The 21,388-nt window shown below is 66.1% G+C and carries 16 protein-coding genes and 2 pseudogenes; 15 read left to right on the top strand and 3 right to left on the bottom strand.

Annotated elements, in window-relative coordinates:
• Positions 1 to 58 precede the first annotated feature (58 nt).
• Complete coding sequence (locus BLR99_RS17780; RefSeq protein ID WP_011796742.1) at positions 59 to 1,312, bottom strand: lipoprotein-releasing ABC transporter permease subunit; 1,254 nt, start codon at positions 1,310 to 1,312, stop codon at positions 59 to 61.
• Between the two features lie 84 nt (positions 1,313 to 1,396).
• On the opposite strand from BLR99_RS17780, the gene BLR99_RS17775 reads away from it, so the two are divergent.
• The 7 genes from BLR99_RS17775 (at position 1,397) to BLR99_RS17745 (ending at position 9,728) form a co-directional block, all read left to right on the top strand.
• Positions 1,397 to 2,353 (top strand): phosphoglycerate mutase, encoded by a 957-nt coding sequence (locus BLR99_RS17775; protein ID WP_011796743.1) that lies wholly within the window; start codon positions 1,397 to 1,399, stop codon positions 2,351 to 2,353.
• A complete protein-coding gene (recJ, locus tag BLR99_RS17770) occupies positions 2,350 to 4,065 on the top strand; it encodes a single-stranded-DNA-specific exonuclease RecJ (RefSeq protein ID WP_048857414.1) in 1,716 nt (571 codons plus the stop codon). The genes BLR99_RS17775 and recJ overlap by 4 nt, the downstream gene beginning before the upstream one ends.
• Positions 4,066 to 4,522: 457 nt before the next feature.
• A complete protein-coding gene (locus BLR99_RS17765; protein ID WP_017438657.1) occupies positions 4,523 to 5,593 on the top strand; it encodes a 2-ketoarginine methyltransferase in 1,071 nt (356 codons plus the stop codon).
• Complete coding sequence (locus BLR99_RS17760) at positions 5,577 to 6,737, top strand: beta-methylarginine biosynthesis bifunctional aminotransferase (RefSeq protein ID WP_228195440.1); 1,161 nt, start codon at positions 5,577 to 5,579, stop codon at positions 6,735 to 6,737. The genes BLR99_RS17765 and BLR99_RS17760 overlap by 17 nt, the downstream gene beginning before the upstream one ends.
• A gap of 90 nt (positions 6,738 to 6,827) precedes the next feature.
• Entirely contained in the window at positions 6,828 to 8,132 is a 1,305-nt protein-coding gene (locus tag BLR99_RS17755; protein WP_228195482.1) for an MFS transporter, read from the top strand.
• Positions 8,133 to 8,220: 88 nt separating this feature from the next.
• On the top strand, positions 8,221 to 9,084 hold the full coding sequence (locus BLR99_RS17750) for a 3',5'-nucleoside bisphosphate phosphatase (RefSeq protein WP_011796749.1): 864 nt from the start codon (positions 8,221 to 8,223) through the stop codon (positions 9,082 to 9,084).
• A gap of 8 nt (positions 9,085 to 9,092) precedes the next feature.
• Complete coding sequence (locus BLR99_RS17745; protein ID WP_011796750.1) at positions 9,093 to 9,728, top strand: L-threonylcarbamoyladenylate synthase; 636 nt, start codon at positions 9,093 to 9,095, stop codon at positions 9,726 to 9,728.
• 8 nt (positions 9,729 to 9,736) lie between these two features.
• On the opposite strand, the pseudogene BLR99_RS17740 reads toward BLR99_RS17745, so the two are convergent.
• Positions 9,737 to 10,938, bottom strand: a pseudogene (locus tag BLR99_RS17740) (methyl-accepting chemotaxis protein).
• 168 nt (positions 10,939 to 11,106) lie between these two features.
• Between BLR99_RS17740 and BLR99_RS17735 the strand changes: the two are divergent.
• From BLR99_RS17735 to BLR99_RS17720, 8 genes and pseudogenes are all read left to right on the top strand, one after another.
• Positions 11,107 to 11,775 (top strand): site-2 protease family protein, encoded by a 669-nt coding sequence (locus BLR99_RS17735; protein ID WP_011796751.1) that lies wholly within the window; start codon positions 11,107 to 11,109, stop codon positions 11,773 to 11,775.
• Positions 11,776 to 11,860: 85 nt separating this feature from the next.
• Positions 11,861 to 13,168 (top strand): tryptophan--tRNA ligase, encoded by a 1,308-nt coding sequence (locus BLR99_RS17730; RefSeq protein WP_048857415.1) that lies wholly within the window; start codon positions 11,861 to 11,863, stop codon positions 13,166 to 13,168.
• Positions 13,169 to 13,395: 227 nt separating this feature from the next.
• Positions 13,396 to 17,841, top strand: coding sequence for an RHS repeat-associated core domain-containing protein (locus tag BLR99_RS17725; protein WP_074687408.1), 4,446 nt, complete (start codon positions 13,396 to 13,398; stop codon positions 17,839 to 17,841).
• 495 nt (positions 17,842 to 18,336) lie between these two features.
• Positions 18,337 to 18,594 carry a hypothetical protein gene (locus BLR99_RS22750; RefSeq protein ID WP_139160176.1) on the top strand — a complete coding sequence of 86 codons (258 nt, stop codon included), beginning with the start codon at positions 18,337 to 18,339 and terminating at the stop codon, positions 18,592 to 18,594.
• A gap of 66 nt (positions 18,595 to 18,660) precedes the next feature.
• The gene (locus BLR99_RS22745) at positions 18,661 to 19,353 is read left to right on the top strand and encodes a hypothetical protein (RefSeq protein ID WP_139160175.1); all 693 of its coding nucleotides are present in this window, start codon (positions 18,661 to 18,663) and stop codon (positions 19,351 to 19,353) included.
• Positions 19,354 to 19,421: 68 nt separating this feature from the next.
• Entirely contained in the window at positions 19,422 to 19,826 is a 405-nt protein-coding gene (locus BLR99_RS22740; RefSeq protein WP_139160174.1) for an Imm58 family immunity protein, read from the top strand.
• Positions 19,827 to 19,879: 53 nt separating this feature from the next.
• Complete coding sequence (locus tag BLR99_RS22735) at positions 19,880 to 20,359, top strand: hypothetical protein (RefSeq protein WP_139160173.1); 480 nt, start codon at positions 19,880 to 19,882, stop codon at positions 20,357 to 20,359.
• 123 nt (positions 20,360 to 20,482) lie between these two features.
• Positions 20,483 to 21,116, top strand: a pseudogene (locus tag BLR99_RS17720) (transposase); the annotation flags it as partial.
• Here the strand turns inward: BLR99_RS17720 and BLR99_RS17715 are convergent.
• The coding region (locus BLR99_RS17715) for an integrase core domain-containing protein (protein WP_139160172.1) at positions 21,088 to 21,388 on the bottom strand (301 nt) is incomplete at its 5' end. The pseudogene BLR99_RS17720 and the gene BLR99_RS17715 sit on opposite strands and share 29 nt — an antisense overlap.

The following is a 21,388-nucleotide window of genomic DNA, read 5'->3' as shown; positions in this document are numbered from 1 at the left end:
TGCGCAGCACGGCGAGAGCGGGGGGAAGCCGCGAAGCGGCTCAGGGGGGTGTTCCTGACTACTCATAACGCAATGCCTCCGCGGGATTCACGCGGCTGGCGCGCCAGCTCGGGTACAGGGTGGCCGCGAAGGCCAGCACGAGGGAGATGACCGCGATGGGGGTGATGTCGCTGCTCTGGGGGTCGCTGGGCATCTTGCTGATCAGGTAGATGTCTTTGGGCAGGAAACTGGCGTGCAGCGCATGCTCGATGGCCGGCACGATGACGTCGATGTTGAAGGCCACGAGCAGGCCGAGGGCCAGCCCGCAGGCCGTGCCGATCACGCCCACCAGCGCGCCCTGCACCACGAACACGGCCATGATGCTGCGCGGGCTGGCGCCGAGGGTGCGCAGGATGGCGATGTCGGCGCGCTTGTCGGTCACGGTCATCACCAGGGTGGAGACCAGGTTGAAGGCCGCCACCGCCACGATGAGCGTGAGGATGATGAACATCATGCGCTTTTCGAGCTGGACGGCGGCGAACCAGGTGCGGTTCTGCTGCGTCCAGTCGCGGATCAGCAGGTCGCCGGAGAGGGACCGGGCGAGTTCCTGCGTCACCTCCGGCGCCTGGTGCAGGTCGCGCAGCTTGAGGCGGATGCCGGTGGGGCCTTCCAGGCGGAAGATGCGCTCGGCGTCGGCATGGTGCAGCAGCACCAGGGCGGAGTCGTATTCGTAGTGGCCGGATTCGAAGATGCCCGAGACGGTCATCTGCTTGAGGCGCGGCACCACGCCGGCCGGCGTGACCTGCCCGCCCGGCGCGATGAGGGTGACGGGATCGCCCACGCGCACGCCGAGCGCCCGCGCCAGCTCCACGCCCAGCACCACATGGAAGCTGCCGGGGGTGAGGGTGCGCACGGCATCGGCATTGCGGGCCGCCAGGTCGGTCACCTCGCCTTCGCGGTCCGGATCGATGCCGCGCACCAGGGCGCCCTTCATGTCCTCGCCCCGGGCGATCAGCGCCTGCGAGCCGACGAAAGGCGCGGCGCCCACCACCTCGGGGTTCTTGCGGGTCTCGGCCATGGTGAGCGCGGGATCGGGCAGCGCGGCGCCCTGGGGCGCGAAGATCTCGATGTGGGACACCACGCTGAGCATGCGGTCGCGCACTTCCTTCTGGAAGCCGTTCATCACGCTGAGCACGATGATGAGGGCGGCCACCCCGAGGGCGATGCCCAGCATGGAGACGCCGGAGATGAACGAGATGAAGCCGTTGCGCCGCGTGGCGCGTCCGGCCCGGGTGTAGCGCCAGCCCAGGGCCAGTTCGTAGGGAAGTTGCATGGTGGGGAAAAAGCGGCCCCGCGCCGCGACGGGATTGGCGGCACCGGGACGGCGCCGATTGTGGCATCCCGGACAATACCCGCCATGTCGGAGATCCACCATTTGCTCATTCCCCTGGCGGCCAGCACGGCGCCGGGGTGCCGGCAGGCCCTGCAGGGCCTCGGCCTGCCCCACCTGGACCGGCTGCTCGCGCGCCTGTCGCCCGCCGGCACGGATGCCGGCGAGGAATCCGACTTCACCCCGCCGCACGAGCGCGCGCTGGCGCGCCACCTGGGTTTGCCGGCCAGCCGCGCCGGCACCACGCCCTGGGCGGCCTGGGAGCGCCACGCGGCGCAGCCGGGCCCGGCCGACGGCTCGGCCTGGGCCTGGGTGACGCCCTGCCAGTGGCAGGTGGGGGCCGACCAGGTCATGCTGGCGGACCCGGCCGCGCTGGGCCTGGACGAGGCCGGATCGCGGGCGCTGATGGACATCCTCGCGCCCTGGTTCGCGGAGGACGGCATCGAACTGGCCTACGACGCGCCCACGCGCTGGCTGGCCCGCTCGGCGCTGTTCGACGGCCTGGCCACCGCCTCGCTGGACCGGGTGGTGCAGCGCGACGTGCGTGCCTGGATGCCCGATGCGGCCCAGGCGCGGCTGCTGCATCGCCTGCACAGCGAGATGCAGATGCTGCTCTACACCCATCCCTTCAACGACGCGCGCGCCGAGCGCGGGCTGGCGCCGGTGAACGCGTTCTGGGTGCACGGCGCGGGCCGGCTGCCCGAAGGCGCCCTGCCCCCGGCGTCGATGCCCGAGGTGCCGCGGGCGCTGCGCGATGCCGCGCTGCACGAGGACTGGCGCGCCTGGGCCGAGGGCTGGAAGGCGCTGGACGCCGGGCCGGTCGCCCGCCTGGCGGACCATGTGGAGCGCGGCGGCGCGGCGCGCCTGACGCTGTGCGGCGAGCGCAGCGCCATGGCCTGGGAGACGGCGCCCGCGGGCCTGCTGGAGCGCCTGCGCCGCAGGCTGCGGCCGGTGCGCTTCCGATCCGTGCAGGAGCAGCTATGAAGATCGTGGCCCGGGACATTCCGCCCCGCGCCGTGTGGGCGCTGGAGCAGGCGGGCGTGCATCCGCTGCTCGCGCGGCTGTACGCGGCGCGCGGCGTGACCGCCCACGACGAGCTCGACGACGCGCTGGCGCGGCTGCTGCCGCCGCCCGGTCTGCGGGGCACGCGCGAGGCCGCGGCGCTGCTGGCCGATGCGATCGCGCAGGACCGGCGCATCGTCGTGGTGGCCGATTACGACTGCGACGGGGCCACCGCGTGCGCCGTGGCGGTGCGCGGCCTGCGGCTGCTGGGCGCGCGCCAGGTGGACTACCTGGTGCCCGACCGCATCGCCGACGGCTACGGCCTGAGCCCGGCCATCGCGCGCCGCGTGCGCGAACGCGGGGCCGACCTGCTGGTCACGGTGGACAACGGCATCGCCAGCGTGGAGGGCGTGGCCGAGGCCAAGGCGCTGGGCCTCTCGGTGCTGGTCACGGACCACCACCTGCCCGGCCCGGAACTGCCGCAGGCCGATGCCATCGTGAACCCCAACCAGCCGGGCTGCAGCTTCGAGAGCAAGTCCATCGCCGGCGTGGGCGTGATGTTCTACGTGCTGATGGCGCTGCGCGCGGAACTGCGCGAACGCGGCGTGTTCGACAAGGCCAGCCAGCCGAAGCTGGAGCCGCTGCTGCCCCTGGTCGCGCTGGGCACGGTGGCCGACGTGGTGCGGCTGGACGCGAACAACCGGCGCCTGGTGGCGCAGGGGCTCAAGCGCATCCGCGCGGGCCACATGCCGGCGGGTATCGCGGCGCTGTTCGACGCGGCGGGCCGCAAGGCGGCCGTGGCGACGACCTTCGATTTCGGGTTTGCGCTGGGCCCGCGCATCAACGCGGCCGGGCGCCTCGCGGACATGACGCTGGGCATCGAATGCCTGCTGACCGACGACCCGGGCCGGGCCGCGGAACTGGCGCGCACGCTCGACGCGATCAACCGCGAGCGGCGCGAGATCGAAGGCGGCATGCGCGAGCAGGCCCTCCTGATGGCCGAGAGCCTGTTCGGCGAGAACGACGAGCCGCCGGCCGCGGTGAGCGTGTGGGACCCGGACTTCCACGAGGGCGTGGTCGGCATCGTGGCCTCGCGCATCAAGGACCGGCTGCACCGGCCGACCTTCGTGTTCGCCACCAGCAGCGCGCCGGGCAAGGAGGACGAGATCAAGGGCTCGGGCCGCTCCATTCCGGGCTTCCACCTGCGCGATGCGCTCGACCTGGTGGCCAAGCGCCATCCGGGCGTGATCCTGAAGTTCGGCGGCCATGCGATGGCCGCCGGCTGCACGGTGGCCAAGGACCGGTTCCCGGTGTTCGAGCGCGCGTTCGCCCAGGTGGCCCAGGAGTGGCTGGATGCCGCGACCCTGATGCGCCGGCTCGACACCGACGGGCCGCTCTCGCCGGAATACTGCCGCGCCGAACTCGTGGACACCCTGCACCGCGAGGTCTGGGGCCAGGGCTTCGCGCCGCCGACCTTCAGCGAGGAGGTGGAAATCGTCAGCCAGCGCCTCGTGGGCGAAGGGAAGAACCACCTGTCGCTCAAGCTGCTGCACCAGGGCCGCCCCGTGGACGGCATCTGGTTCGGCCACACGGAGCCGCTGCCGGCGCGCGTGCTGCTGGCGTTCCGGCTCGACGTGAACGAGTGGAAGGGCGAGCGGCGAGTGCAGTTCCTGGTGGAAGGCGCGCAGCTCTAGCCTGCCCGGCCCTCCCCTGCCCCCTGCCGGTGCCGGGGTGCAACAACACATCCGCGGTCCGCGCCGGACAGGGCGCCCGGTGGCCTGGGCCGGGGCGCGGATGGCTCTGGTGCGACGCTTAGGCAACCGCCCGGGAATGCATCGCCGCGGGACGAAAAGACGATGGCGCCGACGGGCCGGCAGGCGCTTTCTGCCGGGAAGGAATGCGCAGGATTTCCAGCGCTGGCGCGAAATTCAGCGTCTTCATTGGTTTATGTATTGCATAAATTCATATTAATCCCCCACCGGAAAAATCATTACCTCCTGCCGGGTCGCATGATAGGATGATTTTTCCTGGCGCCTGCCATACGCCCCGGTCATTTCTTGAACGTGAAGAAACATACTGGAACATTCTCTCCCGCCTGAACGGGAGCCGATACCCAGCGGCGCCGCCCATTCTCCACCCGACCCCTCACTCATGCATTCCCCAGCCACACGCCAGAATGATATCCACCAGAATTTCGAGGCCGATCTCATCGAGGGAATCGACCCCATCCGGAAATTCGTACTCGCCATCGCCATCTACCACTTATTCGGCACCGGGCTGTTTTCTCTGCTCGAAGGAGAAACGCCCGTGTCCGCAGACGATGCGTGCAGCGCATTGGGCATGGATCGAGACAGACTGTCGGGACTGTTCCAATACCTGAAGAACGAGGCGATCCTGACAGAGTCCCCCGAAGGCCTGACGCTTTCGCAAAAAGGCCGGGCACTGCGGCCCCTGCAGGGCTGGTACGTGATGCTGATAGGTGGATATGCCACCACCTTCCTGCAGATGGGCGATCGCTTGAAGGCGGGCTCCGGCTGGGCTACGCGCAATGCGACGCAGGTCGGGGTCGGCAGTTGCGGCATCAGCCATTTCGACGCGATTCCTCTCACCAGGTCGCTCATGGCGAAAGCGCCGACGGCCTGCACCAGGCTCCTGGACCTGGGCTGCGGCAACGGCCTCTATCTGGCCGAATTCTGCAAGGCCCTGCCGCACATCCATGCATGGGGAGCAGAACCGGACCGCGGCGGTTACGAAGAGGCGGCTGCACTCGTCGAGCGAGAGGGTCTTTCCGATCGCATTCGCATCAGCCACTCCGGCGCCGTCGAGTTCCTCGATTCGGAATTCGATTTCACTCCCGATTTCATCGTTCTCGGCTTCGTGCTGCATGAAATACTCGGCCAGTCCGGGCGGCAGGCCGTCGTCGATTTCCTCAGGAAGATAATACGCCGCTTTCCCGACATCAACATCATCATCATTGAAGTGGACAACCAGTTCCACAATCCACGCGCGATGCGCCACGGCCTTTCGCTGGCCTACTACAACCCCTATTACCTCCTGCACTGCTTCACCAACCAGAAACTGATCGAAGACGCAGAATGGCAGGAGATTTTCTCCGAGGCAGGCCTGTCTTTGATCACCCGTGAAACGACTTCGGACCAGGTGGATTCCACCGGCCTGGAAATCGGTTATCTGCTGCGAAAGGGAAATGATGCGGCTTCATGAAAGACACAGGATCGTACGCACCGACAGTTCTCTCAGCACACTTCAGCAACGGCTGAAATATGCCCGGTGGAAGTTGCAGGACCAGGCGTGCTACTTCGTCGAGAACGTGCCCGTGTGGCCATCCACTGAATTGCCCACCCCCACTTCTGCCAGGGACGACATCTTTCAATATGCGGACTGCAATGGCAATCCAGGGCTTCTGGATGCCATCTGCATGCGGGACAACGCCACGTACGGCCTGGGGCTGGCCAAGGAGAACATCCTGATCACCAACGGCGCCATGCATGGTTTGTCGCTGGCCTTCCGCCATGCCAAAAGCCACGCGGCCGGCTCCTGCTCTGCGATATGCCTTGCGCCGGTCTTCGGCGCGGTGCCCGCGCTGCTGTCGGCGGAAGGTTACGAGGTGGTTTACTACCACATGCAGCAGGAATACCCCGGCGCCGCAGAGCTCCTGGCCTTGTGCCGGCCGGACACGAGGCTCATCTACCTCAATTTTCCCCACAATCCGCTCGGCGGCATCTACCCCGGCGCCTTCATGCAGGCCCTGGTGCCCGCCCTGGCGGAGCGCGGCATCGCGCTGGTGCTCGACATGGTGTACGACGGATTCATCTTCGGCAGCGAGCAACTGCACTCTCCCTTCCATGAAGCCGAAGACTTCTCGTCGATCTACACCGTCAATTCGATGTCGAAGAACTACGGCGCGCCGGGCCTGCGGGTGGGATGGGTGACATCGTCCATCGAAAACATCGAGGCCATGGCCGGGCTCGTGGAAATCGAGTGCGTCGCCGTCTGCACCCCGGCGCAGACGAAGGCGGCTTCCCTGATCGTACGGGGCAACGAGCGGCTCAGAAGGCAGGTGCTCGGCAGTCGAACCGTCGTGCACGACTTCCTGCGCCGCACGCAGGCCGGGTACTCGGAACTGCCGCCGGCCGGCACACAGGTGTTCGTGGACCTTCCCGTGGACGATGTCGAGGAGTTCGCCGACCAGGTGCTGGGCGATTTCGGCCTGGTGCTGGCCACCGCCAGCAATTACTCCGGCGTTTCCGGACAGTACATCCGCATCCCGACGAGCTATCCGGAACACGTCACCCGCGAGGCGCTCGATCTGCTCAGCCAGGGGCTCGAACGCTACGCCGGCCATTGACACCGGTCCCGCCCGACCCGAAACCACGCCGACCGGTCGCGGCAGGCGAAACAGCGCACCCTGTCCTCCCGAGCCTTCGGCGCCCCGTTGGTGCACGTGCGCGGGGAGGCCGGAATCGAGGTTCGCCAGGCTCGCTCCCGCCCCGGCACGTCGTCATCAGCCATGTCCAACGCAAGCCCCGTTTCCCCTACCCGCTCCCCTGCTGCCTCCGGGCAGTCGCACATGACCAGCGATTCCCTCCGGGCTCGGACGTGGGCGCTCAATACCGCCTTTTTCATCCCCGGCGTGGGCCTGGCGAGCTGGGCGTCCCGCACACCGTCGATCCGTGACGGGCTGCACGCCTCCATTGAAGAGATGGGCTGGACCCTGTTCGGATTTTCCGCGGGCTCGATGCTGGGTATCCTGACCGCCGGAAAGCTGACCATGCGGATCGGCCCGCGCCGCACGGTGCAGGCCGGCCTGGCGGCCCTGCTGCTGGGCATCGCGGGCATCGGCATCGCTGTGCAACTGAGTGCCGTCTGGCTGTGCTTCCTGGGTTTCCTGATGGTCGGCACCGGCATGGGATGGGTGGACATCGGCGCCAACATCGACGGCGTGGAGCTCGAACGGCTCACGGGAAAGCCGGTTTTGCCGGCCTGCCATGGATTCTTCAGCCTGGGCACACTCATCGGCGCGGCCGTGGGCATGGGTCTGTCGGCCCACGGAACTTCCGTCCTGTGGCATCTGGGGGCCGTGGCGGTGATCGCCCTGGCGCTCACCTGGCACCAGATCCGCCATCTCGCAGCCACGGTCCGGCAGCCGGACAGGACCGGCAAAACTTCGTTCTGGACGGAGATCCACGACGCCCGTCTGCTGATGATCGGCTTTCTCTGCATGGCCCTGGCGCTGGCCGAGGGAGCGGCGAACGACTGGCTGCCCATCCTGATGATCGACGGCCACGGCCTGACGAATACGGCGGGCGTCGCGGTGTACATGGTCTTCACCGCCAGCATGACCGTGGGCCGCTTCTGCGGCAACTGGGTCGTCAGGCGCATCGGCAGGGCCGCCGTGTTCCGGATCTGCACGCTCTCGGCCAGCCTGGCGCTCGCCCTGGTGATTTTTTCGCCGAGCCCCTGGCTCGCCGTGTGCGCAATCGTGCTCTGGGGCGTCGGCGCATCCCTGGGCTTTCCGCTCGCCATGTCTGCCGCCGGAGAGGGAGAAGGCGACACCGCCACACGGGTCAGCATCACGGCGACGCTGGGATACATGGCGTTCCTGGTCGGGCCTCCGATGCTCGGCTTTCTGGGCGAGCGATTTGGCATACGTCAGGCGATGCTGCCGGTGCTCGCCGCCACGCTGCTGGCGGTCACCATGGCGAGTGCCGGGCGGGAGCTGGGCAGGAGGCGGGCATCCTAGGGGCAGGCGCCGTCCACGGTCCCTCCGTTACCGGCATTTTCAGGGGTATGCGTATCCAAACGCGAAACCGCGGTCCTACAATGATTCCGTGCCTACCGCTCTGAACGCCGACCTCCATTGCCACTCCGTGGTGTCCGACGGCACGCTCACGCCCGAGGCACTGGCGCAGCGGGCGCGCGCCAACGGCGTCGAGCTGTGGGCCCTGACCGACCACGACGAAGTGGGCGGCCAGCACCGCGCCATGGCCGCAGCGGCCGCGCAGGGCATGGACTACCTCACCGGCGTGGAGATCTCGGTGACCTTCATCGGCACCACGGTGCACATCGTCGGGCTCGGCTTCGACCCGGACGACGCGCAGCTGGTGCGGGGCCTGTCCGACACGCGCGGCGGCCGCGGCCAGCGCGCGCGGGAGATGGCGCAGCAGCTCGCGCGGGTCGGCATCCGCGATGCCTACGAAGGCGCGCTGCGCTACGTGGGCAATCCCGAACTCATCTCCCGCACGCATTTCGCGCGCTTCCTCGTCGAGACAGGCGTGTGCCGCGATACGGCCGAGGTGTTCCGCCGCTTCCTCACCGAAGGCAAGCCCGGCTACGTGCCGCACCGCTGGGCCGCGCTGGGCGACGCGGTGCGCTGGATCACGCAGGCAGGCGGCATGGCCGTGATCGCGCACCCGGCGCGCTACAAGTTCTCCGCCACCGAGGAATACGCGCTGTTTTCCGAATTCCGCCAGCACGGCGGCCAGGGCGTCGAGGTGGTCACGGGCAGCCACACGGCGGCCGAATACGGCACCTACGCGGCCATGGCGCAGGAGTTCGGCCTGGCCGCCTCGCGCGGCAGCGACTTCCACAGCCCCGACGAATCGCACACCGACCTGGGCACGCTGCCGCCCCTGCCCGGCGCCCTCACGCCCGTGTGGGAGCTGCTGGCCGACCGCGTGCGGCGCGCCCACTGACACCCCCCATGGCCCAGTATTTCGAAGTCCACCCCGACAACCCGCAGCCCCGGCTGCTCAAGCAGGCCGCGGCCCTGCTGGCCCGCGGCGCCGTGCTCGCGGTGCCCACCGATTCCAGCTACGCGCTCGTGTGCCAGCTCGACGACAAGGACGCCGTGGACCGGCTGCGCCGCATCCGGCAGGTGGACGAGAAGCACCACCTGACGCTGCTGTGCCGCGACCTGTCGGAAGTGTCGAACTACGCCCGCGTGGACAACCGCCAATACCGCCTCGTGAAGCAGGCCACGCCCGGCCCCTACACCTTCATCCTGGACGCGACCAAGGAAGTGCCGCGCCGCGTGAGCCACCCGCAGCGCAAGACCATCGGCCTGCGCGTGCCCGACCGCAAGGGGCTGCAGCTGCTGCTGGAGCTGCACGGCGCGCCCCTGCTGGCGACCACGCTGATCCCGCCGGGCGAGACGGAGCCCATGAACGATCCGTCGGAGATCCGCGCACGCTTCGAGCACCAGATCGATGCCGTGGTGGACGCGGGCGCCTGCCCGCTGGAGCCCACCACCGTGGTGGACCTGACCGACATGGCCACGGGCGGCGATCCGCGCGTGGTGCGCGAGGGCCGCGGCCCGCTGTCGGCGCTGGGGCTGTAGAGACCGGCTCAGTCCAGCTTGAACGCACCCACCGCGCGCTGAAGGTCCTGAGCGCGATCGTTGAGCGCGGAAGCCGCGCGCGAGGCCTGCTGCACCAGCGCGGCGTTCTGCTGCGTGGTGCCTTCCATCTGCGCGACGGACTGGTTCACGTGGACGATGCCGTCGCTCTGCTCCTCAGCGCGTGGGAGATTTCCGCCAGCAGGCCGCTGACCTGCCCCACCGCGCCGACGATGTCCTGCATGGTGCGCCCGGCCTCGTCCACCAGCCCGGCGCCGCTGCGCACCTGCTCCACCGACGCGTCGATCAGGCCCTTGATCTCGCGCGCGGCCACCGCGCTGCGCTGCGCGAGGCTGCGCACTTCGGAGGCGACCACGGCGAAGCCGCGGCCCTGCTCGCCCGCGCGGGCCGCTTCCACCGCGGCGTTCAGCGCGAGGATGTTGGTCTGGAACGCGATGCCCTCGATCACCTGGATGATGTCCACGATCTTGTGCGAGCTGCCGCTGATGGCCTGCATGGTCTGCACGACCTGGCCCACCACGGCGCCGCCGCGCTCGGCCGTGCCGGAGGCCTGCACGGCGAGGCCGCTGGCGGACCGGGCCCGGTCGGCGTTCTGGCGGACCGTGGCGGTGAGCTGCTCCATGCTCTGCGCGGTCTCGGCCAGGGAGGCGACCTGCTCGCCCGTGCGGCGTTCCAGGTCGCCGTTGCCGGCGTCGATCTCGCCGGCGCTCGCGCCGATGGCATGGGTGGACTGCTGGATGCGCGAGACGAGCTCGGTCAGCGTGTCCTCCATGGTGCCCAGCGCGCCGAGCAGGCGCCCGAAGTCGCCCTGCAGGTCGGAGCTGAACTCCTGGCTCAGGTCGCCGGCGGCGACGGTCTCGGCGATGAGGATGGCCTGGTCGAGCGGGGCCACGATGCCGCGGCGCAGCAGCACGAAGGCCGCGCCCGCCACCGCGAATACCGCGCAGCCCAGGCCCAGGAGCCAGGCGCGCATGGCGGCGAGCTCCGCCTCGGCCGTGGCGACCGCGCTCTCGATCGGAGCCCGCTGGGCCGCCTCCGGCAGCGCGGAGGCGGCCTGCAGCACGGCGCGATGGGCGTCCTGCGCGCGGCCGATGTCGGAGAGACCCACGCCCATGAGCCATGCCACCAGCACGGCCACCGATCCGAAGGCCAGGACGAGCCGCGTCCCCGTTCTCCACCCATCCCACGCCATACCTGTGTCTCCTGCCTTTCGTTGTGCACCGTCGCCTCGGCCGCGGCGCGGCCCAGGTGTTGCATTTGGCAACAAATGAACATCGTAGCGCCCCCGTGGCCTGTCCGGTCCGAGGGGTTCCCCTGCCGCGTGCCGGGTGCGCAACGCGGCCTCTGAGACAATCGGCCGGTGGACTTCTCCAATCTCATCCAAACCATCCTCATCTACGCCCTGCCGGTGCTCTTCGCGATCACCGTGCACGAGGCGGCGCACGGCTACGCCGCGCGTCACTTCGGCGACAACACCGCGTTGATGATGGGGCGCATCACGCTCAATCCGCTCAAGCACATCGATCCGGTGGGCACGATCCTGATGCCGCTGCTGCTGTATTTCGCGACGTCGGGCACCTTCCTGTTCGGCTACGCCAAGCCGGTGCCGGTGAATTTCGGGCACCTGCGCAACCCCAAGCGGGACATGATCTGGGTCGCGCTCGCGGGGCCGGCCTCCAATTTCGTGCAGGCGGTGCTGTGGGCCGTGCTGCTGGTGATGCTGGTGGGCTTCGGGGTGGACGAGCGCTTCTTCATGGAGATGGCGCGCGCCGGCGTGCTGGTGAACCTCGTCATGTGGGCATTCAACCTGTTCCCCCTGCCGCCGCTCGACGGCGGGCGCATCCTCGTGGGGCTGCTGCCCTGGCGGCAGGCCAGCTGGCTTTCGCGCATCGAGCCCTACGGCTTCTTCATCGTGCTGGCGCTGGTGGTGGCGGGTATCGTGGGCACGGTGTGGCTGCGGCCGCTGATGTCCCTGGGCTATTCGGCCATCAACCTGCTGCTCACGCCGCTCACGGCCCTGCTGGGCTGAGCCGGCGCGGCGCCCGCGGGCCGTGCGGCGGCCCGGCTTTCTTCCCGTTTCGATGTTTCTCCTCCGGCCCCGAGCCGATTCGACCATGAGCACCACGCGCTTTCTCACCGGCATCACGACCACGGGCACGCCCCACCTGGGCAACTTCGTCGGCTCGATCCGCCCCTCGGTGGCGGCCAGCCAGCGGCCCGGCGTGCAGAGCTTCTACTTCCTGGCGAACTACCACGCGCTCATCAAGTGCGAAGACCCGGCGCGCATCCAGCGCTCCACGGTGGAAATCGCCGCGAGCTGGCTGGCGGCGGGGCTGGACCCGGAGCACGTCACGTTCTACCGGCAGTCCGACATCCCCGAGATCCCGGAGCTGAACTGGCTGCTGTCGTGCGTGACCGGCAAGGGCCTGCTCAACCGGGCTCATGCCTACAAGGCCTCGCAGGACAAGAACGAGGCCGCGGGCCGGGAGCTGGACGACGGCGTGACGGCCGGCCTCTTCATGTACCCGGTGCTGATGGCCGCCGACATCCTGGCCTTCAAGGCGCACAAGGTACCCGTGGGACGCGACCAGGTGCAGCACATCGAGATGGCGCGCGACATCGCGTCGAGCTTCAACCACCTCTACGGCGAGCATTTCGTGCTGCCCGAGGCGGCGGTGGACGAGCACGTGGCGACGCTGCCCGGGCTGGACGGCCGCAAGATGAGCAAGAGCTACGACAACACGATCCCGCTCTTCTCGCCGCGCGAGCAGTTGCGCCGGCTGATCAACGGCATCCAGACCGACTCGCGCGCGCCCGGCGAACCCAAGGACACCGAGGGCTCCGCCCTGTTCCAGATCTACCGGGCATTCGCCACCGACGCGGAAACCGAGGCGCTGGGCCGGCAGTTCGCCGAAGGCATCGCCTGGGGCGAGGCCAAGCAGATCCTGTTCGAGCGCGTGGACGGCGTGGTCGGGCCGATGCGCGAGCGCTACGACGCGCTGATCGCCGACCCGGGCCGCATCGAGGACATCCTGCTCGCGGGCGCCGAGAAGGCCCGTGCGGAGGCCGGCCCCCTGCTGCGCGACCTGCGCCATGCCGTGGGCCTGCGCAGCCTGCGCGGCGGTGCGGTGGCGGCCGGTGCGCCGCGCGCGGCCGCCAAGGCCGCCGCCCTGCCCGCGTTCAAGCAGTACCGCGAGGCCGACGGCCGTTTCTACTTCAAGCTGGTGGCCGCGGACGGCCGCCTGCTGCTGCAGAGCACGGGCTTCACCGCGCCGCGCGATGCGGGCCAGGCGATCGCCCGGCTGCAGAAGGAGCCTGGCGCCCTGGCGGCGCTGGCGGACCACCTGGCGCCCGTGGACGGCGTGGAGGCCGGCGACGTGGAAGCCGCGTTGCAGGCCCTGGTCCAGGCTGCCGAAGCCTGAGCGGGGGCCGCGGCGCACCGGCCGGCGGTGCGGCGCGGAAGGCACGGGAGGTGACGCCCGAGGGCCTTCCGAACTCCGACCATAACGCTTAGTTTGCCCCTCGATAACCAAAGACACTCCGACACAAAACATATTTCCGCAAGCCCTTCCCTGCCCGGAAGGCGCTTCCTATCATCGCGGCCGTTTTGAACTCCACCGTTCGGCCGCCGCTGGCCGGGCCGCACCGCATGACCCAGGGCAAACCAGCCGCACGCCAGACAGACCTCACCAGGAAAGGCGGGCCCATCGTGCAGGGCTCGCATACGGTGCTGATCGGCTCGGCCGGTGGCATCGCCTGCTCGGTGTGCCCGGGCGGCGTCACCGAAGGCCATCCGGTGAACCCGCTGCTGGGCGCCAAGGTGCTGCCCGGCGAGGAAGACTTCGGCCTGCCCGGCCCGCTGCCGTTCGCGCTGGTGCGCTCGTACTCCAGCTACCAGAGCCCCGACCCCGCCCCCGTGGGGCTGCTGGGGCCGGGCTGGTGGATGCCCGGAGAAGCCCGCGTGGCGCACCTGCCCGCAGGCGATGCAGCGCCCGGAGCCCTTCACCTGCACGACGGCCGGGGCCGCCGCATCGCCTTCGAGGCCCTGGCGCCGGGCGAGATCGCCCACAGCGCGAGCGAAGGCCTCTGGCTCGTGCGCTGCGGCACGGAGAACCTGCCCGGCGCGCACCAGGGCGGCCATGCCGGGCGCCTCGCCCGCCTGTGGAGTGCCCTGCCGGCGCCAGTGCGCACCGATGCGCGCATCACCGTGGCCACCGCATCGCCGCTGGGCCCCTGGTGGGTCTTCGCGCCGGGGCCGGTGCCCGCCGCGCCGGACGGCCCCGCGGCGGGCACGGGCGGCACGGACGACCACGCGGCCCCGCACGATGTGCTGCACGGCATCTGCGACCGCTTCGGCCGCGTGCAGCGCCACGAGCGCCATGCGGACGGGCCTTTCGCGGGCCATCTGCGCAGCGTCACCGACGGTGCCGGCCGCCGCTACGGCTTCGAACTGGAACGCGTGGCTCCGGCCTCGCCGGCCGCCCATGGCTGGGGCACGGACAGCGGCGTGCGCCTCGTGGCCGTGTGGCTGCAGGCCGATCCGCACCAGGGCCGGGAAACCCTGTCCGAGCTGTCCGCGCCGCTCGCACTGGTGCGCTACGCCTATACCGGCCGCGGAGAGTTGGGCCAGGTGATCGACCGCACGGGCCGCACCGTGCGCCGCTTCGAGTACGGCGACGCGACCCATCCGGGCCGCATGACGGGCCATGCCCGCGCCGGCCGCCCGATGACGCGCTATGCCTACGACGCAGAGGGCCGCGTAGTTGCACAGACCACGCCGCACGGGCTGGACCTGCGCTTCGACTACACCCCGCTCCCCGCGGACCCCACGGCCTCGCCGCCGCAGCCGGTGCGCGCCAGCACGCTGGTCACCGATGGCCTGGGCCGCCAGCGCCGCTACGTGTTTGAGGGCACGGGGGGCCTGGCCCGCGTGGCCGAGCGCATCGAGGCGGACGGCGCCCGCTCCACCTGGAAGCACGACACCGCAGGCCGCCTGCTGGAGCACACGGATGCACTGGGCCAGCGCGTGCAGTACACCATCGACGCGGCCACGGGCCTCGTCATCGGCATCACCGATGCGGCCGGCCGCAGCCACCGCATCGCGCACGACGCACTGGGCCTGCCCCTGCACCACCAGGCCCCGGCACCGGAAGGCCCGATGGGCGATCCGCTCATCACCACCTGGGAGCACGATGCCTGGGGCCGCCTTGTGCGCCATACCGATCCGCTCGGCCACACCACGCACTACCGCTATCCCGAGACCACGACAGCGCACCCCGACCTGCCCATCGCCATCACCGACGCCCGGGGCGGCACCAGCACGCTGCAGTGGAACGCGCTGGGCCTGCTGGCCTGCCGCACCGACTGCAGCGGGCGCGCCACGCGCTTCCACTACGACGCCTGGGGCCGTACGGTGCGCGTGCAGGGCGAGGAAGGGCTGGAGCTGCGCACGGCCTACGACGCCCTGGGCCGGCAGGCCGAGTCCATCGACGCCCTGGGCCGCACCACCCGCTGGCGCTACGCCCCGGAAGGCGATGACCTCATCGCCATCGACCACCCCGGCGGCCTGTGCGAACGCTTCGCGCACGATGCCTGGGGCCGCGTGGTCCGCTACGAATACGGCAGTGCTCCCACCCGCGAACCGCAGGACGGCAACCCGGGCACGCCGGCACCGCCGCACTGGCTCGCCCAGCACTACCGCTACGACCTCGCCGGCCGCCTCGTGGAACTGCACAACGAGAATGCCCGGGCCCACTGCTTCGCCTACGACGTGCGCGACCGGCTCGTCGCGGAAACCGGCTTCGATGGCCTCGTGACCCGCCATGCCTACGACCGGGGCGGCCAGCGCATCCGCACCGAGGACGCTCGCCACGCCATCGACTACGAGTGGAGCGGCACCGGGCAACTGCTGGCCCGCACCATCACGCCCATGCTGGGCGCCACGCCGGAAGCCCCCATCACCGAGCGGTTCGAGCACGACGGCGCCGGACAGCTGGTGGCCGCCCAGCACCACACCGCGCTGCACCGCCACCAGGTGAGCGTGCACCTGCGGCGCGACCGCCTGGGCCGCATCCTGGGCGAGCGCCAGGAGATGCGCTCCGCCGAGGGCGCCCTGCTCTGGAGCCACGAAAGCACGCACGCCCTGGACGCGGGGGGAGCGCCCACCGGGGCCGACCTGCCCGGCCTGCCGCCGCTGCAATGGCTGACCTACGGCCCGGGCCACGTGCACGGCCTGCTGCTGGACGGCGAGCCCCTGCTGCACATCGAGCGCGACGGCCTGCACCGGCCCGTGGCGCTGGATTTCGGGGCCAGCCAGACCCGCTGGCGCCGCGATGCGCTCTCGCGGCTGCAGGCGCTCTCCGTGCATGGCACGGCCGATGCGGGCCTGCCCCGGCCGTCCGGCGGCCTGCCCGGGCTGCCAGCCCTGGCGCGCCAGCACCACTACGACGCTGCCGGCCGGCTCGCGCGCATCGACACACCGCAGGGCACGATCCACCATGCCTACGACACCGCCGGCCGCCTGGCCGCGGCCCACCTGCCCGGGTGCGAGCCGCTGCACTACCGCTACGACCCGGCCGGCAACCCCTGGCAGCCCTCTGCCGACGCCACGGGCGGCCCGCAGGGTGACTGGGCCGGCGAGGTGCGCCGCCACCTGCACGACCCGGCCTTCGACCTGCTGCGCCAGGAGGGCAGCGCCCTGCCCGGCCACGCCCGCGACCGCTGGCCCGACAACCGCGTCATGGCCCACGGCCCCTGGCGCTACCGCTGGGACGCCTGCGGCAACCTCGTGGAAAAAACACACGCCGACGGCCGGCAGACCCACCGCCTGCACTGGGACCACGCCCAGCGCCTCGTCGCCCACGAGCAGATCGACCACGCCACGGGCGAGCGGATCCGGCGCATCCACCACTACGACGTTTTCAGCCGGCGCATCGCCAGCCGCATCGAACGCTCGCAGGGCAGCGGCCCGACCATCACCGAGCGCTGCCACGGCTGGCAGGGCGATGCCCTGACCCTCACCGAACTGCGCGACCCGCTGCGCCCGCAGGACGCGCAGCGCATCCACACGCTCTACCATCCGGGCACCTTCGTGCCCCTGCTGCGCATCCAGACAGGGGCCTGCGCGGAACCTCCCACCCTGGCGCAACTGCTGGGCGCCGCCGAACCCGGCGACCGCGAGCAGCCCGCGCCCATGCAGGCGCTGCAGGAAGAACTGCTCCACGGCGCCAGCGACCACACGCGCCGCCACCTGCACGGCATGGGCTGGGATGCCGAGCGCCTGCAGCGGCAACTGCGCGGCGAAGGCGCCGCCATCACGCACCTGCACCTCTACCACTGCGACCACCTGGGCACGCCCCTGGCGCTCATCGACGCCCAGGGCCGCATAGACTGGCAGATCGAGCTGGACCCGTGGGGGAACACGATCAATGAGCACAACCCGCTGGGGCTGCACCAGCCGATCCGCCTGCAGGGGCAGCACGACGAAGGGGACGGGGCGGGGTTGTTCTACAACCGGCACCGGTACTATGACCCGGGGATGGGGAGGTATGTGTCGCAGGATCCGATTGGGTTGGCGGGTGGGGTGAATACCTACCAATATGGGGAAAATAATCCATTGGTTTTTACCGACCCGGAAGGCTTGCAAACCAACAGACCGAATCGCCCAAGTTGGTGGAACGAAGGGTGGTCCCCCAAAACACCTCCGGGCGACTGTGCTACGGCAGAGTGCGCGGCAGGAATTGGAGATACGAAACCCAAGGGCAGTACCAAACCCACCGAGGGTTTAACCTGCACAGTCCGAGTGGGTCTAGGCGTTGGAATAACGGCCTCGTACAACACAGAAAAAGGCCTTACATATTTAGGTGTCGGCCCACAAGCAGGATTGAGCGCATCCATCACTGGTGCGGGTGAAACACTGATCACCGGCGAGGGAGCAAAAGGTCTTGTGGTACAAGCCTCGGGAGCTTTTGGAAATGGAGTAGTCGGCATCAGCGGGAACAGTGCCATGGGAGTAGGAGGCACAACAACCACAGTTTCCCCTGGCGTCGGCACTATAGGAGTTTCTGTCGGAGCAACCGTAGGCTATCGAAAATGAATGAATTTCCAGCACATATATTAATAATGACGGCGTTAGCAATCATGGATATGATTGCATGCCACCTACTAACCAATCAACTTAAAAAAGAATTTCCAACTGAATACGTGAAAGTTGGCGAGTTCCACATAATATTCAACAATACCCCAAGAAGCACGGCAATGCTATGGTCCTGGCTTCTTAAAAGACCCACTCAGAATTTAGGGAAATCCATCATATTTAAAATACATACAATTAGACTAATCACCACGATTATTTTGGTCTGGTTTTTTTATTTTTTGGCATTCATTGCAATCTCATCCCTCTAGCTAAGTGACCCCATGGTTTTGCCTTGCTTCAACAGGACTGCGCAAGGGGCGTTACCTGCAAGGCCCACGATCACAAAATGCCTGCTGCTTTCCTTCCCCCAGTATTCAACGATCCAAACGTAGATCCATACGCCAACATCAACGACATCAAAGACAATTGGGAAAAAGGCACAAGGAGATTCAAAAAATGAAAATCATTCTCTTTATCTTAGGATGCAGCCTAATCGCATTGGGAATGACCGATTATTCAATCGAATCAGTATCAAATTCCAATGTCGCCAAATCTGCGGTTCCCCAAGTCATCTATTGGGCACTGCTGCCATTAGAAAACAACATAGGCAAATACACCACTCCCATAATAGGGTTAATCATGGTCTTCGCTTCAGCATTCATGAAAACAAAAAACAAACACAAGAAGAAAAAACCTCCAAATCATCCCGAATAGACACGAGCGGGCCATATCTAACGCCTCTCCATTTGACAATCTATTTCCATGAATAGGTAGGGTTTAATGAGTAAAAAAGCAAAATTCTTTACTTTACTCGTACTAGGTTTGTTTTTCTTCCTTGTCTTTTTATGGAGTGTCATGTGGCTGTTCTCTTCTGCCAGCCTGGCAAGCGGCCCCTGTCAAGCGAAATTCTCCATCACTCATGGACTTTTTAGATGCCGCCAGCCATTCATCGCAATGATTTTTATTGGAGCATCTTTTCTAATTTCGACATTCTTTTTCTACCAATCCATAAAAACACTCTGCTCCCTTAAAAGGGCAAATCATATTAGTCAGAAAAATGCGTATATTTTCAAAAATGAAATTTTTGCTGCGATTGTTTTGCCATTTATCGTTTGCCTTGCAGGATGGATCGGCTACAAGAATGACACCATTGTCGAACAAAAAGCGTCTTCTATGACGATGATCCAAACTCTCTCCGCGATACTCAGAGCGGTCGAAAGGTGTTGGGCAGATAATAGAATTGACATTACCGAATGTGATTCAGCAAAAACCAGTCTTACCGAGATCACGGACAGCAGTCGAAACTATTTTATAACCCCTCAAGGTTTGATAGGCATAGATTACAAAAATCAGAACTTCGTTCTCCTGGCCTCCCAAAAAGAGGAAAAATCCGTGACTTGGAAATGTTTTGGCCATCCGAAAAAATCACTGCCAAAGTCGTGCAATGCTGCCACAAGCAACGCTGAGGAATAGATTGACCAATCCCCGGAGGCCGCATACTAACGGCGCTCAGTCCATTGCCCGTGCTGGCGCCCAAATACATGACAATGCAGCCAATGCCAATATTCCCAAAAGACAATCAAGGCGATGGATTAATGCGAAAATCGGTGTTGATCTTGGCAATTTCATGCCTCATCCTTTTCACAAGCAATATCATTCTTGGCTATTTTTTGATCGACAAATCAATTACTCTTAGCTACGTTAGAGCCAGTGACGCCAGCACAGCAAGATCGCTATCGATATTGCAACTCACGCTCTTACATGAGTGGAAAGGCAAGAGCAAAATTGAAATAACTAAAGAAATTCAAGAAATTTCATACAATATCAAGGATATTCAAACAATCACAAAAATCGAAGGAGACACAGTCTGGCTCGACGACATACCAATGGTATTCTCAAAAGACCGGTTAATTAAAATTGGCGACAAGGAAATTTCTAGCCGCTAGTCCGCAAGGGCGTACAGATAACGAATTTCTGATGGATTTATGCAACTAACTCATTGCTTAATTTTCTCTCAATTCCCTCAACTCTTAATATTGCAGCCCATGCAACAAACATAGACACATCTCTTTTCTCTTTTACCGTCAATGCTGATCTAAGAATTGAGGACGATAGGGAAAAAAGGATTTTTTTATACAACAGCAATGGCACTCTTGATCCCACTGTCAGCATTGAGTACTTCAAGAGGGAAAACTCAACCACGTCCCTCAACATCGAATCTACATGCTCCAAAGAATTTAACCAACTGATCAAGGATGGAACTCGAGGAATTTCATCAATCAAAATAGAGAAATCAGAAAATTCAGGTAAATATATCTACACAATAAAAATAAGCGCCTCCAATAAATCAAATATAAAAGCCACGTACTATTGCAACGCAAATATCGGCGTATACATTGCCGTCCTATCACCCCAGGACAAAGACATTGTAGAAAACATCCATTCACAAATAATGGGCACCCTTAATTTTAAGGATTGATAAATCATTTCATACCATCCCTCTGCCCTTGGATCACGCTGTCCGACTGAATAGTTGACGTACTTCCCGATAGCCGTACCACCCGAATGGAAGTGAGGTCCGTTAACTCGGAGAATGACGGACATGAGGAAGAGTCGATTCACGGCAGCAGCAGATCATCGGTTTTCTGAAGCAGGCCGAAGCTGGCCTGGCGGTCAAGGAGGTCTGCCGGCAGGGCGGCTTCAGCGAGCCGACGTTCTACAAGTGGCGTGCCAGGTACGGCGGCATGGATGCCGAGGAAGCGCGGAGCCTGAAGGAACTGGAAGTCGAGAATGCCCGGCTCAAGAAGCTGCTGGCCGAGGCCCACCTGGATCTCGAAGCCCTCAAGATCGGCTTCGGGGGTAAAGCGCTAGCCCCGCAGGACAAACGCCAGGCCATTGCCCGGATGCTGGAGCACGCCAGGATCTCCGAGCGCAGGGCCTGCCGTCCTGCGGAGCTCTCCCGCGATGCCTGGCGCCACCCGCCGCAGCCGGGCGCCTGCACGGTCCGGCTGCGCGAGCGCATCCACGCCGTGGCCATACAGCGGCGGGGCTTCGGGTATCGCCGTGTGCATGACATGCTGCGCAGCGAGTTTCCAGGCACCAAGCACAAGAAGGTGTATCGCCTCTACCGCGAGCAAGGCCTGGCGGTACGCCGGCGCAACAAGGCCAGGAAGTACCCGGAGCATGTCAAGGTAGTTGTCGCGTCGATCAAGCAGCCCGAGGCTGCGTATTCGATGCGGTCGCCGCGGCATTGGAGATGCCGTCGCGCTCAGGGTTGAGCGTGACCGATTGGACCGGCGCCCAGTTGCGGGTGCTGCCCGACCAGCGCGCGGGGTTGCGCTGTCGGGCCTGGGTGTAAAGGTGATGGCGAGCCTGCAGGATGGCCTGGTCCTGCCCGGCATGGCGCTGCGTCGGCGTGACGTAGCCGATCGCGCTGTGGCGGTGCTCGCAGTTGTACCAATGCACGAAGCCGCTGGCCCACTGGCGTACCTGGTCCAGATCGTCGAAG

It is taken from the genome of Paracidovorax citrulli (assembly GCF_900100305.1).
GTDB lineage: Bacteria > Pseudomonadota > Gammaproteobacteria > Burkholderiales > Burkholderiaceae_C > Paracidovorax > Paracidovorax citrulli.
Note: the sequence above shows the minus strand (reverse complement) of the source record. Positions and strands in the feature narration are given on the sequence as shown.

Bases quoted from the DNA above. Each gene is read 5' to 3' on its own strand.
- BLR99_RS22740 (WP_139160174.1), top strand. From the start codon at position 19,422: ATGACAATGCAGCCAATGCCAATATTCCCAAAAGACAATCAAGGCGAT.
- BLR99_RS17765 (WP_017438657.1), top strand. From the start codon at position 4,523: ATGCATTCCCCAGCCACACGCCAGAATGATATCCACCAGAATTTCGAG.
- BLR99_RS17760 (WP_228195440.1), top strand. From the start codon at position 5,577: ATGATGCGGCTTCATGAAAGACACAGGATCGTACGCACCGACAGTTCT.
- BLR99_RS22745 (WP_139160175.1), top strand. From the start codon at position 18,661: ATGAGTAAAAAAGCAAAATTCTTTACTTTACTCGTACTAGGTTTGTTT.
- BLR99_RS17730 (WP_048857415.1), top strand. From the start codon at position 11,861: ATGAGCACCACGCGCTTTCTCACCGGCATCACGACCACGGGCACGCCC.
- BLR99_RS17780 (WP_011796742.1), bottom strand. From the start codon at position 1,312: ATGCAACTTCCCTACGAACTGGCCCTGGGCTGGCGCTACACCCGGGCC.
- BLR99_RS17745 (WP_011796750.1), top strand. From the start codon at position 9,093: ATGGCCCAGTATTTCGAAGTCCACCCCGACAACCCGCAGCCCCGGCTG.
- BLR99_RS17725 (WP_074687408.1), top strand. From the start codon at position 13,396: ATGACCCAGGGCAAACCAGCCGCACGCCAGACAGACCTCACCAGGAAA.
- BLR99_RS22750 (WP_139160176.1), top strand. From the start codon at position 18,337: ATGAAAATCATTCTCTTTATCTTAGGATGCAGCCTAATCGCATTGGGA.
- BLR99_RS17775 (WP_011796743.1), top strand. From the start codon at position 1,397: ATGTCGGAGATCCACCATTTGCTCATTCCCCTGGCGGCCAGCACGGCG.
- recJ (WP_048857414.1), top strand. From the start codon at position 2,350: ATGAAGATCGTGGCCCGGGACATTCCGCCCCGCGCCGTGTGGGCGCTG.